The sequence below is a fragment of the Methylophaga sp. UBA3603 genome (genome assembly GCF_002375335.1).
Classification (GTDB): Bacteria; Pseudomonadota; Gammaproteobacteria; order Nitrosococcales; family Methylophagaceae; genus Methylophaga.
On record NZ_DFMC01000008.1, the window covers coordinates 144910 to 159225 of the forward strand.

13 protein-coding genes are annotated in these 14316 nt (G+C 44.6%); all 13 read left to right on the plus strand.

The window, feature by feature from the left end:
• The first annotated feature begins 14 nt into the window (after nt 1–14).
• The 13 genes from B4F66_RS06150 to B4F66_RS06210 all read left to right on the plus strand — a co-directional run bounded on the left by B4F66_RS06150 (nt 15) and on the right by B4F66_RS06210 (nt 14281).
• Nucleotides 15–1049: an outer membrane protein assembly factor BamC gene (locus B4F66_RS06150; RefSeq protein ID WP_292357479.1), complete on the plus strand. Its 1035-nt coding sequence runs from the start codon at nt 15–17 to the stop codon at nt 1047–1049.
• Entirely contained in the window at nt 1049–1816 is a 768-nt protein-coding gene (locus B4F66_RS06155) for an MBL fold metallo-hydrolase (RefSeq protein ID WP_292357477.1), read from the plus strand. Before B4F66_RS06150 ends, B4F66_RS06155 begins: the two co-directional genes overlap by 1 nt.
• A gap of 11 nt (nt 1817–1827) precedes the next feature.
• Complete coding sequence (gene purC, locus B4F66_RS06160) at nt 1828–2538, plus strand: phosphoribosylaminoimidazolesuccinocarboxamide synthase (protein WP_292357475.1); 711 nt, start codon at nt 1828–1830, stop codon at nt 2536–2538.
• A 731-nt stretch (nt 2539–3269) separates the two neighbouring features.
• Nucleotides 3270–4658, plus strand: a complete 1389-nt coding sequence (locus tag B4F66_RS06165; RefSeq protein WP_292411626.1) for a PglL family O-oligosaccharyltransferase — start codon at nt 3270–3272, stop codon at nt 4656–4658.
• A gap of 162 nt (nt 4659–4820) precedes the next feature.
• Nucleotides 4821–5255, plus strand: coding sequence for a pilin (locus B4F66_RS06170; protein ID WP_292357471.1), 435 nt, complete (start codon nt 4821–4823; stop codon nt 5253–5255).
• Nucleotides 5256–5457: 202 nt separating this feature from the next.
• Nucleotides 5458–5955, plus strand: a complete 498-nt coding sequence (locus B4F66_RS06175; RefSeq protein ID WP_292357469.1) for an ATP-dependent zinc protease family protein — start codon at nt 5458–5460, stop codon at nt 5953–5955.
• Nucleotides 5952–6857: a 30S ribosomal protein S6--L-glutamate ligase gene (rimK, locus tag B4F66_RS06180; protein WP_014706795.1), complete on the plus strand. Its 906-nt coding sequence runs from the start codon at nt 5952–5954 to the stop codon at nt 6855–6857. The genes B4F66_RS06175 and rimK overlap by 4 nt, the downstream gene beginning before the upstream one ends.
• Nucleotides 6857–7912 (plus strand): succinylglutamate desuccinylase/aspartoacylase family protein, encoded by a 1056-nt coding sequence (locus tag B4F66_RS06185; protein ID WP_292357466.1) that lies wholly within the window; start codon nt 6857–6859, stop codon nt 7910–7912. The genes rimK and B4F66_RS06185 overlap by 1 nt, the downstream gene beginning before the upstream one ends.
• A 109-nt stretch (nt 7913–8021) precedes the next feature.
• Nucleotides 8022–9971: a biosynthetic arginine decarboxylase gene (gene speA / locus B4F66_RS06190; RefSeq protein ID WP_292357464.1), complete on the plus strand. Its 1950-nt coding sequence runs from the start codon at nt 8022–8024 to the stop codon at nt 9969–9971.
• Between the two features lie 24 nt (nt 9972–9995).
• Nucleotides 9996–11195, plus strand: a complete 1200-nt coding sequence (locus B4F66_RS06195; protein ID WP_292357462.1) for a saccharopine dehydrogenase family protein — start codon at nt 9996–9998, stop codon at nt 11193–11195.
• Nucleotides 11196–11442: 247 nt separating this feature from the next.
• Nucleotides 11443–12609 (plus strand): carboxynorspermidine decarboxylase, encoded by a 1167-nt coding sequence (nspC, locus tag B4F66_RS06200; protein ID WP_292357461.1) that lies wholly within the window; start codon nt 11443–11445, stop codon nt 12607–12609.
• Nucleotides 12606–13487: an agmatinase gene (gene speB / locus B4F66_RS06205; RefSeq protein WP_292357458.1), complete on the plus strand. Its 882-nt coding sequence runs from the start codon at nt 12606–12608 to the stop codon at nt 13485–13487. Before nspC ends, speB begins: the two co-directional genes overlap by 4 nt.
• A 386-nt stretch (nt 13488–13873) precedes the next feature.
• Complete coding sequence (locus B4F66_RS06210; protein ID WP_014706801.1) at nt 13874–14281, plus strand: ketosteroid isomerase-related protein; 408 nt, start codon at nt 13874–13876, stop codon at nt 14279–14281.
• Nucleotides 14282–14316 lie beyond the last annotated feature (35 nt).

The window sequence follows — 14316 nt, forward strand, 5'->3', positions numbered from 1 at the left end:
GTGAATGTAATTAAATGAACACAAATCGTTTTAAGTTGAAAGCCTGTGGAGTGCTGGTCGCAGTAAGCGTTTCAGGTTGTGGGTTAATGCCATCACTGGATGAGGTTGCTCCTGATAATACCCAAAAGTATCGTAAAGCAGAAACAATGCCACCGTTGGACATTCCACCTGACTTGAGCACATCACGAATCAACGATCAAATCGCTGGCAATCAGCAAAGCTCAGCAACGTATTCCGAATATGAAGAAGCCAGCACCAATCCATTAGCAGCGCGTTATAACATCACTCCAGAATCCAAACCTGCTTTATCGGGCGAGGGGGATGATCGGCATCTGGTCGTTCCGGGAGACCGTGAAGAAACCTGGCAACGTATTGAAGCTTTCTGGGCGGATATCAATATGAATATTCACCGTAAAGATCAGCGTATTGGTCTGATGGATACTCAGCCGGACGTTGATGGCTATGCCTATCGTGTTCGTATGGAGCGCGGAGATGTAAATCGTTCGGCTCGAGTTTATGTGAATGGTGTAGATGATACCAATCGCAACAATCAGAAAGATGAAGCGATGCTGCGTCAGTTGGCTGAATATCTAGGTGGCTTATACCAACAGGATAAAGCACGTGCTGAGGCCTCTTTGCCAAGCTCAGCAGCACAACAAACTGAAGCGCGTGTCATTTTGCTGGATGAAGCCGAAGGTCAACAGGCTTTATTGGTGGAGCAGGAATTCACTACCGTTTGGGATCGTGTCGGTCGGGTATTGGATAGCCGTGGTTTTGCTGTTGAAGATCGTGACCGTTCACGTGGTACATATTACGTGCGCTACCTGGATCCATTTAACGAAGCTGAGAGAGAAGAGCCTGGCTTCTTTGGTCGTATGGCTTTCTGGAAAGATGACGATGAGGTGGCGCCTGAAGAGTACTACTACATCAAACTTATTTCAGATGCGTCAGATACCCGTATAACCGTACTGGATTCTGAACAGGTTCGTACTTCTTCAGAAACAGCGAAACGTTTACTGGGTCTGATTCAGGAACAATTGACTCAATAATGCGCTTTGCATCACTTGGCAGCGGTAGCCGGGGCAATGCAACACTGATTTCACAGGGAAAAACCACAATTCTGGTGGATTGTGGTTTTTCTGCTCGTGAAACTGAAAAACGTTTGCGGCGTGTTGGTCTGACGTCTTCGGACCTCACCGCTATTCTGGTGACGCACGAGCATGCCGATCATATCGGTGGCGTGCGAGTGCTATCACAGAAATTCAATATTCCGGTTTATGCTACACCCGGCACGGCAGCAGGTTTACCTGTTGATGTGATGCCGCATATTCACGAGTTTAGCTGTCATGAGCGATTCAATGTTAATGATATTGAAGTCTCACCGTTTCCGGTGCCACACGATGCGCGTGAACCCAGTCAGTTTGTGTTCCACAACGGTGATTTCCGCTTAGGCTTGTTAACCGATGTTGGTTTTATCACACCGGTGATCGAGTCAGCTTTGACGTTGTGTGATGGGCTGATGCTGGAAGCGAATCATGATATGGCAATGCTGGATCAGGGGGAATACCCGGAATATTTAAAACAGCGGGTCGGTGGACGTTTTGGTCATTTAAATAACGTGCAATCTGCCGAATTACTTGCGAAAATTGACACCACACGCTTGCAACACATTGTTGCTATGCATATCAGCGAAAAAAATAATTCTCCGACCTTGGTGAGTCCTTTATTTGCTGATGCACTGAACTGCACACCAGACTGGATTGGCATCGCTGAACAAGATGCCGGATTTGACTGGCGCGAACTTAAAAAAGCCTAAGAGAAAACACCATGCAAAAATTACAGCAACTTTATGCCGGTAAAGCCAAAAGCGTCTTTGCTACAGAAGACCAGGATTATGTTGTGCTCAGTTTTCGGGACGATACATCGGCATTTGATGGTGAACGTATCGAACAATTAAGCCGTAAAGGTGAGATTAATAACAAGTTTAATGCATTTATCATGGAGCAATTGGCCAACGCGGGTATTCCGACGCATTTTGAAAAACTGCTCAGTGCCAATGAAGCGCTGGTCAAAAACATGAAAATGATCCCGGTGGAATGTGTGGTGCGTAATGTGGCTTCAGGCAGTCTGGTCCGCCGGCTTGGCGTGGAAGATGGAATGGAGCTTAACCCGCCGGTATTTGAGTTTTTCCTGAAAAATGATGCTTTACATGACCCAATGGTTAATGAATACCATATCGCCACTTTTGGCTGGGCTACCGATGAACAGGTCCAACGCATGAAAGCGTTGACCTTTGAAGTCAATCAGGTGTTGAAAAAACTGTTTGCCGATGCCGGGATGATTCTGGTGGATTACAAACTGGAATTTGGTGTGTTCAAAGACGAAGTCTATCTCGGTGATGAGTTCAGCCCGGATGGATGCCGTTTATGGGATGCTGAAACCCGTAAAAAACTCGATAAAGACCGCTTCCGTCAGGGATTGGGTGGTGTTATCGAGGCCTACGAAGAAGTTGCTCAACGGATTGGTGTGCCTTTGTAGTTGATATAACCACAGAGGGACAGAGGTTTAAAAATATATCCGCAGATTTCGCAGATGGGCGCAGATATTTAGAGAAAAATTTTAATTTAAGCCTTTGAACAAAAGACCAAGCCCTGTAAATCAAAACCGGGTTGAATAGTTATTTTCCGTAGGTTGGCGCTGAGTCTGCGAAGCCCAACATCTTGTTTATGTCGGGTTACGCTGCGATAACCCGACCTACATTATTTTTAATCTCTGTGCTCTCTGTGTCTCTGTGGTTTGTATTCTTTTAAGCTGCACACATCTGCGTAATCTGTGGATAAAAATACAGCTGATATGAAATAGTCGTTGTTTCTATCCAACACGCCTTGCCACTCGATCAATCAGCCGACATAATCCTTTTTTGTTTATTCGCCAGAACAGGGAAGCTTATGTCGCGCACTCTCTCAAAATACCCGTTATTGCCACAGCAGCCAATTGAATGGTTATTGGCATTACTCTACCTGGTATCTCCCTTTTATCTGGCCTCCAGTCTCGGTGGCACTGGATTTGATCTACCATTTAATATCACCGTCTGGGCGGCCGCTACGTTAGTTATTGCTTATTCAGTCTGGTATTTCTGTGGGCAGGATAAGCTGATTCTTCCAGCAAATTACAAAGGCCTGCTGGCATTACCAGTCGGGATCCTTCTGGCCGCTGCCCTAGCTGGGGTAAAAGACCCAATCACATGGTTATTTCGCATTACATATGTCATGGCGGGTGTGATTTTTCTATTCGGGTTATTTCAATTTCGACTTAAAAACACTGACAAACTTTTACTTTTGCTCGCGGTTGCGACATTCCTTCATAGTCTCTTTGGCATGATTCAACTTTTCCAGCCGCCAATTTTGGTGGACTGGATTCCGAAAACTAACACGCAAATAGCTACTGGAGTATTCCAGCAGGTAAATGTGATGGCGAGTTTTTTGGTGACTGGCATATTGATTTGTATTTATTTGTGTTTACGACCAATTTCCTATAAGCGGATTTATCTGAAAATTTTTTTATTGCTGACCATCGGTGTGGCTACGTGTGTAATGGTGTCGACTGGCTCAAGAATTGGACTTCTATCTGGAATATTCGGCTTATTGATGCTGCTGATTGGTTATCGAAATCAAGTCAGAAAAAATTGGAAAACGATTCTATCTATTCTGTTATTGATCATAGCTGCAAGCTGGTTAGCCAAAGAAGGCTTACATAAAACCTTGGATAAATCCTATCGATTGGTTGAAGCGCAATATTCTGATCAGCGTTTAAGTATTTATCGCATTTCTCTTAATGCTTTTTCTGAAGCTCCAATAAGTGGTCATGGCATCGGCAGTTTTCTTGAACAGTTTGGTTTAGCTTCATCAGAGTTTTACAAAAAGCATCCAAATGCAGATATGCCAACTTATATTGGGCATCCCCATAATGAGCTTTTGCAGTGGGCAATTGAAGGGGGCTTGCTGGCATTGGGAGGGATTGTAATTGCTGTAATCAGTGTACTTTGGTTTGCAATTAAATATAGGCAACAAAGGTTATTAGCCAATTTGGCCTTATTACTCCCGATTACCTTTCATACACAGGTAGAGCACCCTTTTTATATTTCATCATTTCACTGGTTTATTTGGTTAACGTTGCTTTTTGTATTACTTAATCATCACTTAGTCATTAGACAAAATTTGATCAGCTTGATGGCAAAAAAATCACTTCGTAGTTTGGTGGTTATTCTGCTTACAGTAACTTTGCTTTTTTTATGGCAAACATCACAAGCCCAACAACAAATGTATCAATTCATAAGACAATCGCAGCAAGCGCCTCAATTGGATAGCGCGTTAAATAATCTGTATTACAAAACGTATGCAGAGCAAATCGTCATGCGAACTCACTTACATGATGCAATCGGAAGAAATGACGCTGATAAATTGGTTCAGGTAGTGAATTGGTTCGAATCAGAACTGATTAAAAAACCTGAATTGAAAGTGTTTGAAGATATTATTAATGGCTATTTTGCTTTAGCACAGTCTGAACAACGCTGTCAGACGATCGGTAAAAGTCTGCAATATTACCCAGCAAATAAAGTTTTACAGAATCTTCAACAAGATTGTTTAGCCATAAACTGACAAAAAATGTCACTAGTTGACGTAGGTTGACCTTTGTTAAACTTAAAAAGTAATGCACATATAGATAAGTTATTAATTTTAAAGTGAAATTTAAGTTGGCATAGAGGGTGCGTTATTAATTCCGAGCACAAAGCTTGTCGTCTATATAATGGAGATTGAAAGATGAAAAAAACACAACAAGGTTTTACATTAATTGAGTTAATGATCGTTATCGCGATAATCGGTATTTTGGCGGCAATCGCTTTGCCTGCATACCAAACTTATACAGATAAAGCTAGATATACAGAAATTGTTATGGCTGCAACTAGCGTTAAATCTGCTGTTGAAGTATGTGCACAAGTAGAAGGTGGTTTTTCAAATTGTACCGCAGGATCCAATGGCGTACCTAATGATGTAACAACATCTCCATCTATTGCTAACACTATTAACTGGGCTGTTGCAAGTAATACATCTGGAACTATCACGGTAACTCCTGATGCTAACGCACCGGGAAATATCTCCGCTGCAGATACTTACATTATGACTGGTACATATGATACAAACTCTGGTGTTGTCACATGGGCTGGTGCATGTGCTAATAATCCTGCACTTTGCTAGTTTTTAGCTAACATAAAAAAAGCCCCGATTCATCGGGGCTTTTTTTTGTATCTGACTTATTAATTATCCTCTAGTAAATCTTTTCAACTCAACTGATCGCTAGGATTTAATTCTTTTTTAAACATTAATATCCAAAATCCTTTTTGACACTCACCAATAAATTGCTTTCAATTGCCCCATAAATTCTTAATTGGGGAATCCCGTGGAAAATCATCCAAAAATAATAACCGTTGGCTGGCGAGAGTGGTTGAGCTTGCCTGAGTTGGGTATTCAACAAATCAAAGCCAAGGTGGATACTGGTGCTCGAACTTCCGCGATTCATGCCTTTTCGGTTGAGCCGATTGATAAGAACGGTGAGCTTTGGGTAAGATTCGGGGTGCATCCCAATCAACACGATACTGAGACGGAAATCTGGTGCGAAGCGCGAGTTAAGGACGAGCGAAACGTTACTGACTCAGGTGGTCACACAGAAAAACGTTATGTAATTGAGACGCCACTGAGCGTTGGCGGTCATAGCTGGCCGATTGAAATTACCCTGACCAATCGCGATACCATGTTGTTTCGAATGTTACTGGGACGTACTGCCATGACGACTGGTAATATATTGGTTAATCCGGCATTGTCCTATCAAGCAAGCCCCGCATTCCACGACACTACCCAAGCGCCAAGAGATGAAGCGCTTGATGGAGAATCTGCATGAAAATAGCCATTTTGTCCCGTAATTCGAAGCTGTATTCCACTCGCCGATTGGTTGAGGCAGCGGAGGCACGAGGTCACGAAGTGGATGTGCTGGATGTGCTGCGTTGTTATATGAATATCACTTCGATGAAACCGGAAGTCCATTACAAGGGCGAGAATCTGACCGGTTATGATGCGGTGATTCCTCGGATCGGGGCTTCGGTGACCTTTTACGGAACTGCTGTACTGCGCCAGTTTGAAATGATGAATGTATATCCACTGAATGAGTCGGTGGCTATCAGTCGTTCGCGCGATAAACTTCGCGCTCTGCAGTTATTATCCCGCCGCGGAATTGGTCTACCAGTAACGGGCTTTGCACATCGTCCGGATGATGTTGATGATTTAATCAAGATGGTCGGTGGTGCGCCGCTGGTGATTAAATTATTGGAAGGTACCCAGGGCATCGGTGTGGTATTGGCAGAGACTGCTGGGGCCGCTGAGAGTGTTATCGAAGCCTTTATGGGTATGAAAGCCAATATCTTGGTACAAGAATTTATCAAAGAAGCCGGTGGTGCGGATATTCGCTGTTTTGTGGTCGGAGAGAAAGTGGTTGCCGCAATGAAACGCCAGGGTAAAGAGGGCGAGTTCCGATCTAACCTGCATCGTGGGGGCAGTGCCAATTTAATCCGCATTACACCGGCAGAGCGTGCTACCGCTGTCAGGGCAGCCAAAACGATGGGGCTGAATGTGTGTGGTGTGGATTTATTGCGTTCGAACCATGGACCAGTCGTGATGGAGGTTAATTCGTCGCCAGGGCTTGAAGGTATCGAATCAGCAACCGGTAAGGATATTGCCAGTTTGATTATTGATTTTATTGAAAAGAACTCTGTTTCAGGAACCACTAAAACCAAAGGCCGTGGTTGATGCCTGACGAGTTAATTATTGCCGGGCAAAAAATTGGCCCCGGACAAAATAAAGTAGTTGATGTAGCTCTACCGGATTTGTATATGCATACCTCCTTGAGTATGCCGGTGCAGGTGATGCGTGGACGACGTGACGGGCCTGTTTTATTTGTGTCCGGCGCGGTACATGGAGATGAAATCGTCGGTGTGGAAATAATTCGTCGGCTGGTTCGAAGTAAACGGCTTAAAAGCCTTAAAGGGACGTTGATAACCATCCCGGTGGTTAACGTATATGGTTTTATCAATCAAACACGTTATTTGCCAGACCGCCGAGATTTAAACCGCTGTTTCCCCGGTTCTGAAGAGGGTTCTCTGGCGGCGCGCCTCGCCAATCTTTTTATGAGCGAGGTGGTGAATAAGTGTACCCATGGCGTAGATTTACATACTGCAGCCATTCACCGCGATAACCTGCCACAGATTCGTGCAGCGTTGGATAATCCTGCCGTTGAAGAAATGGCGAGAGCATTTAATGCCCCGGTTATTTTGAATTCAGGCTTGATTGAGGGATCTCTGCGTTATGCCTGTCAGCAGGCCAATGTGCCGGTTATCGTCTATGAAGCCGGTGAAGCATTACGTTTTAATGAACTGGCGATTCGTGCTGGTGTCAGAGGCGTATTGGCGGTAATGCGTAAGCTGGGCATGTTGACTGAATCCCGTACTAAACATTTGAAACCGGTAGAACCATTTGTCGCGCGTTCAAGCAGTTGGGTGAGGGCACCGCAAAGCGGAATTTTCAGAATGCTGGTTCCTATGGGAGCCCACGTGACCAAAGGCGATATTCTGGGAATGGTCGCGGCCCCATATGGTGATGAAAAATCGGAAACCAAAGTGGTCGCAATCTGTAGTGGCGTGATCATTGGCAGAACCAATATTCCTCTGGTCAATGAGGGTGAGGCGCTGTTCCATATTGCGCGTTTTAATCGCCCTGACGAAGTTGCGGACAGTGTGGAGGCGTTCAATACCAATCTGGATCCATCAACAGATACCAGCGTTCCAGAAGAGCAACCAATTATCTAGGCCTGCGATTCATCTCGTTACGTAGTAGTGCTGTCATAATATTTTTGCAATTTATCCGTAAAATAGTGACAATCCCGCGATTTAACTGAAGCCAAAGGGGGTCATACTGATGACACAAACCCATGCCAATCTTGATACACACTCACCTGATGTTGCCCCTGAAGAGTGGAGTGCGCAACATAGCAGTAAGCTTTATGGTGTGCGTGATTGGGGGACGGATTATTTTGATATTTCCGCCGATGGCAATGCGGTCGTCAGTTTGCAATTTGGTGAAAAGACTATTCATGTTCCATTGATCGATATTGTTAATGGAATGAAAGAGCGTGGCCTGGATATGCCCGCTGTATTACGCATTGAAAACCTGCTGGATTTGCGAATTACCCAACTGAACGAGGCTTTTGCCCGGGCGATTAAAACAGCTGGCTATAAAAATGACTATCGCGGCGTCTTCCCAATCAAGGTAAATCAGCAATGCCACGTTATTGAGGAAATTGCAGATTATGGTCGTCGTTATCATCATGGTCTGGAAGCGGGCAGTAAAGCCGAATTAATTATTGCTATTTCACAACTACGTGACCATGACAGTCTGATTATCTGCAATGGTTATAAAGACGAAGAGTTTATTGAACTGGGTTTATATGCCCGTCAAATGGGTATCAAGTGTTTCTTTGTGCTGGAAACCGCCACAGAATTAACCACTATTCTGGAGCGAAGCAAAGCATTGGGAATCGAGCCACTGATCGGTATGCGTATTCGCCTCGCTTCAACCGTTGAAGGTCACTGGAATGGTGACAGCGGGGATCGTTCGATATTTGGCTTGTCGACCAATGCTTTGCTGGAAGTGGTTGAACAGCTCAAAAAAGCCGATATGTTGCATTGCCTGCAGTTACTGCATAGCCACTTAGGCTCACAAATTCCCAATATTCGTAATATCCGTAGTGGGGTAATGGAAGCCTGCCGTTTTTACACTGGCTTAATCGAAGAAGGCGCACCGATGGGCTATATGGACCTGGGTGGCGGCTTGGCAGTTGACTACGAAGGTGCTCGTTCTAACAGCACCCACAGTATGAACTACGGCCTGGACGAATATTGCTACAACATTATCGAAACCTTGCAGGAATGTCTGGATCCGCTGGATATCGAACACCCAGTCGTCATTACTGAATCTGGTCGGGCATTGATTGCCTATTCTTCCATGTTGTTATTTAACGTATTGGAAGTCCGTGATCATAAACCTGGCACGATTCCGGAAATTGTTCCGGATGATAGTCCCGATATGCTGGTGAACCTCTATGCCGTACTGAATAATGTAAAACTGCAGAACCTGCAGGAGTGTTACAACGATGCCATATATTATCGTGATGAATTACGTGAGTTATTCCATCACGGTCAGGCAACTCTCCGTGAACGGGCTTTAGCCGAGAATGTTTCATTGGCCATTTTGGAAAAAATCTCAGAATTGTTGCCCCAGGCACGCCGGGTTTCTGCTGAACTGGAAAGTTTGCCAGAGTTACTGTCCGATATTTATTACGGTAATTTCAGTCTGTTTCAATCGTTACCGGATATCTGGGCGATTGACCAGATCTTCCCCATCATGCCGATTCATCGCTTGAATGAAAAACCCACTCGCGCAGCGGTTATCGCTGATATGACCTGTGATTGTGATGGCAAAATTGATTCGTTTTCATACGAAGATGGGATTCGCAAAACGTTGCCATTACATCCGCTAATTGAGGGTGAGGAATATTATCTGAGCGTATTTCTGGTTGGAGCGTATCAGGAAACCCTTGGGGATTTACATAACCTGTTTGGTGATACCAACGTGGTCAGTGTGCATATTAATGAGGATGGTAGCTTTGATTTTGTCCGTGAGTTTCATGGCGACAGCATTGCCGATGTGCTCAGCTACGTTGAATACGACCCGAAAGTGATGCAGGAGCAATTCCGTAAACTGGCTGAACAAGCTGTGCGGGATGGCAAGATTTCGGTACCAATGCGTCAACAAATGTTACGTGCCTTCAGCGATAGCATGAATGGCTACACCTTCTTTGAAAGATAACTGCAGATTTATAAGGATTCAACAATGTCAAAAGTGATCATTATTGGCGCCGGTGGTGTTGGCGGCGTCGTTACGCATAAATGTGCCCAATTACCGGAAGTGTTTTCAGAGATTATTCTGGCCAGCCGTAATGAAGACAAATGTAAAGCCATAGCAGCGCAGCTGGATCGCCCAATCCGCACTGCTCAAATCGATGCCGATAACGTACCAGAACTGACTGCTTTACTGGAAAAAGAAAAACCGGATCTGGTCATCAACGTAGCGTTACCTTATCAGGACTTGCACATCATGGACGCCTGTTTGGCCGCTGGTGTGGATTATCTGGATACGGCTAACTATGAGCCCTTGGATACCGCCAAGTTTGAATACAGCTGGCAGTGGGCTTATCGAGAAAAATTCGAAAATGCCGGTTTGATGGCATTACTCGGCAGCGGTTTTGATCCCGGTGCCACCAATGTCTTTACTGCCTATCTTGCCAAACATTACTTCGATGAAATCCATGAGCTGGATATTATTGACGTCAATGGCGGCGATCATGGTTATCCATTTGCCACCAACTTCAATCCGGAAATCAATATTCGTGAAGTCACGGCAGAGTGTCGTCACTGGGAAAATGGTGAATTTGTTACCACGCCGGCCATGTCAAAAAAAGCCAGTTTTACCTGCCCGGAGGAAGTCGGCAATTACAACATCTACCGTATGTACCATGAAGAGCTGGAATCGCTGGTAGTCAACTTCCCGACTTTGAAACGTGCCCAGTTCTGGATGAGCTTTGGTGAAAGCTATCTTAAACATCTGGAAGTGCTGGGTAATGTCGGTATGACCGGTATTGACCCAATTGATTTTAACGGTCAGCAGATTGTACCGATTCAGTTCCTCAAAGCTTTGTTACCAGATCCTTCAACACTTGGCCCTCGCACCAAAGGTAAAACCTGCATTGGTTGCGTAGTGAAGGGTGTTAAGGATGGTAAAGAGAAAATTGTGTATCTCTATCAAATAAAAGACCATCAGGATTGCTACGCTGAAGTTCAGTCGCAGGCGATTTCTTATACCACTGGTGTACCAGCCATGATTGGCGCCAAGATGATGCTGGAAGGCAAATGGAAAAAACCGGGCGTCTGGAACATTGAACAGTTTGATCCGGATCCATTTATGGAAGATATGAATAAATATGGACTGCCTTGGGAAGTGATCGAACTGGATGATTTCAATCTCGACGATTGACCTTATGGATCTATAAAAATTTAACCACAGAGGCACGGAGGGTACGGAGGAAAAGTATACATCCGCATATGGGCGCAGATTTTTAATTTTAATATGAATGTAGGTCGGGTTAACGTAGCGTAACCCGGCAAAAATAATCTGCGAGAATCAGCGTAATCTGCGGATAAAACTCTGTGATCTCCGTGTCTCTGTGGTTAATAAGTGTTAATAATACAAATTAACTATCATTTTCAGGTATTTGAAAATAATGCAATTTACTGATTTTACCAAGCTGGATTTATCTCGATTGCCGTCGCCATGTTTTGTGGTGGACGAGGTGGCTGTTGAGCGTAATTTACGCATTCTGAATCATGTGCAAACGGCCAGTGGTGCAAAAGTTCTGGCTGCTTTGAAAGCATTTTCAATGTGGTCTTTGGCACCGTTGACCGCCAAATATCTGAGCGGCACTTGTGCCAGTGGTTTGCATGAAGCTCGGCTTGGTTTTGAAGAATACGGTGGGGAAGTGCATGTATTTGCTGCGGCCTTCAGTCAACAGGATATTGATGAACTGCTGACCTTTGCCCATCACATTGTGTTTAATTCCTGTGGCCAATGGCTGCGGTTTCGTGATCAGTGCCAGGCAATGCAAAAACAGCGTCCAGATTTGCATTTTGGTTTACGAATCAATCCAGAACATTCTGAAGGTGCAGTGCCAATTTATGACCCGTGTGCTCCCGGTTCACGTTTAGGCATTCCGTTATCGCAACTGGATGAAACGGCATTGGATGGTATTTCTGGGCTGCATTTTCATACTTTATGTGAGCAAGGATTTGAACCATTGCAGCGAACTGTGGCGGCTATGGAAGCGAAGTTTGGCCATTTGCTGCCACAAATGCAGTGGGTGAATTTTGGTGGTGGCCATCATATTACGGCTGATGGCTATAACATCGATGGTTTAATTCAACTGGTTCAGGATTTTAAACAACGGCATCAAGTCGAAGTATATCTGGAACCGGGTGAGGCGGTGGCAATTGGTACTGGTATTTTGAGTTGCGAGGTGCTCGATATCAGCTGGAATCACCTTGATCAGGCGATTCTCGATACCTCTGCTACCTGTCATATGCCCGACACGTTGGAAATGCCGTATCGTCCGGATATCACCGGTGCAGGTTTGCCTGATGAAAAGTCACATACGTATCGATTGGGTGGATTAACTTGTCTGGCGGGTGATGTGATCGGTGATTACAGCTTTGATAAGCCACTGGAAATTGGTCAACGTCTAGTATTTGAAGATATGAGTCATTACACCATGGTTAAAACCACGACATTTAATGGTACCAAATTACCGGCATTGGCTATTTGGAATTCCGAAACCGATGATTTACGTGTAGTCAAAAGCTTTGGCTACAGCGATTTTAAAGAGCGACTGTCATGAACACCGAATTGAACGAAGAATTTCCGATTTTCCTGGGCTCCGAGATTGACCAAGCCGATCCAAAACAGGCGATGTTCCATGTTTTGCCTGTTCCGTATGAAAAAACGGTCTCTTATGGTGGCGGCACCAATAAAGGGCCTTCAACGATTTTGAATGCATCCTGGCAGCTGGAAAAATGGGACGGCAAAAGTAATCCATGTGATTTGGGCATCTATACTTGCCCGCCAGTCGATTGCAGCGTTAGCTCGCAACAGGTGATTGATAACATTGCTAATGCCACCGCTGAAATCATCCGTAATGGCGGAATTCCTGTAGTGTTAGGTGGTGAACATACCGTGACCTATGGCGTCATTAAAGGGTTAAAAGATGCCGGCATCGAAGATTTTGGTATTGTGCAGATTGATGCCCACGCTGATCTGCGTCATGCCTATGAAGGCGATATTTTGAGCCATGCCTCAGTAATGAAACGTGCTGTGGATATGGGTATCCCGTTATACCAACTGGGAATTCGTGCATTTTGTGAAGAAGAGATGCAGGTGCGAGAGGAGTTTGGTGTGTATTACCAGGATGCCGATGAATTGGTGCCGAATAATATCAACAGCATTACCTTGCCCGATGATTTCCCGAAAAAAGTGTTTTTTACGGTGGATATTGATGGTATGGATCCGAGTGTGTTTCCTTCAACAGGCACACCAGTACCGGGTGGCCTGAGTTGGTACCAGACATTGAATCTGTTTGAATCGGTTGCCAAACAACGTGAAATTATTGGTTTTGATGTAATGGAGTTTGCACCAATTGAAGGGTTTCATGCATATGACTTTGCTGCATCAATGCTGACCTACAAGTTAATGGGGATCACTGCTCGTAGTCGTCAATGATTTTTTGCGGTTAAAAAAATTAACCACAGAGACACGGAGGGCACAGAGACAAAAAATAGATCCGCAGATTACGCAGATGGACGCAGATTTATAATTTTTAACAGGACTGTAGGTTGTGTTGATTGTGCGAAACCCAACATCATCTAAGCATTTGTGCTTTGTTGGGTTTCATAAATTCAACCCAACCTACACTTTCTTAAAAAACGTAGGTCGGGTTAGCGCAGCGTAACCCGACAAAAATAATCTGCGAAAATCTGCGTAATCTGCGGATAACTTTAAAATCTCCGTGCCCTCCGTGTCTCTGTGGTTAATTAGCAGTTTTTGCTTTTCTTTGAAGCGTTTACACGTTAAAATTCGCGGTTTTTTTACTCTCTGGGGTCTGCGACATGAGCCAAGCTACAATCACATTGCTGCAAAACTACTACGATGCGTTCAACCGTCAGGATATGGATGCGTTTTTAAATATGCTGACTGATGACGTTATTCATGATGTTAACCAGGCCGGACGCGAAATTGGTAAAGAAAAATTCTCTGCATTTATGGATCGCATGAATGCCCATTACAAAGAACAAATCGTGGATATTTCCATCACCACTAATGAAGCGGGCGATCGTGCTGCTGTTGAATTCACCGTGCTAGGCGAATATCTGAGCACCGATGAAGGTTTGCCAGAAGCTAACGGCCAGAAATACAATCTGCCTGCTGGTGCGTTTTTTGTGATTCGTGATGGCAAAGTGGCACGCATCACAAACTACTACAACCTGGAAGACTGGGTTAAACAAGTCGTCGGTTAAACTGCAGGCCAATCAGCCAGGCTGGGATGTTCTAT

What these genes read in the sequence shown, in the direction of transcription:
- B4F66_RS06150 (WP_292357479.1), top strand. Translation starts at nt 15, where the DNA reads ATGAACACAAATCGTTTTAAGTTGAAAGCCTGTGGAGTGCTGGTCGCA.
- B4F66_RS06155 (WP_292357477.1), top strand. Translation starts at nt 1,049, where the DNA reads ATGCGCTTTGCATCACTTGGCAGCGGTAGCCGGGGCAATGCAACACTG.
- purC (WP_292357475.1), top strand. Translation starts at nt 1,828, where the DNA reads ATGCAAAAATTACAGCAACTTTATGCCGGTAAAGCCAAAAGCGTCTTT.
- B4F66_RS06165 (WP_292411626.1), top strand. Translation starts at nt 3,270, where the DNA reads ATGGCGGGTGTGATTTTTCTATTCGGGTTATTTCAATTTCGACTTAAA.
- B4F66_RS06170 (WP_292357471.1), top strand. Translation starts at nt 4,821, where the DNA reads ATGAAAAAAACACAACAAGGTTTTACATTAATTGAGTTAATGATCGTT.
- rimK (WP_014706795.1), top strand. Translation starts at nt 5,952, where the DNA reads ATGAAAATAGCCATTTTGTCCCGTAATTCGAAGCTGTATTCCACTCGC.
- B4F66_RS06185 (WP_292357466.1), top strand. Translation starts at nt 6,857, where the DNA reads ATGCCTGACGAGTTAATTATTGCCGGGCAAAAAATTGGCCCCGGACAA.
- speA (WP_292357464.1), top strand. Translation starts at nt 8,022, where the DNA reads ATGACACAAACCCATGCCAATCTTGATACACACTCACCTGATGTTGCC.
- B4F66_RS06195 (WP_292357462.1), top strand. Translation starts at nt 9,996, where the DNA reads ATGTCAAAAGTGATCATTATTGGCGCCGGTGGTGTTGGCGGCGTCGTT.
- nspC (WP_292357461.1), top strand. Translation starts at nt 11,443, where the DNA reads ATGCAATTTACTGATTTTACCAAGCTGGATTTATCTCGATTGCCGTCG.
- speB (WP_292357458.1), top strand. Translation starts at nt 12,606, where the DNA reads ATGAACACCGAATTGAACGAAGAATTTCCGATTTTCCTGGGCTCCGAG.
- B4F66_RS06210 (WP_014706801.1), top strand. Translation starts at nt 13,874, where the DNA reads ATGAGCCAAGCTACAATCACATTGCTGCAAAACTACTACGATGCGTTC.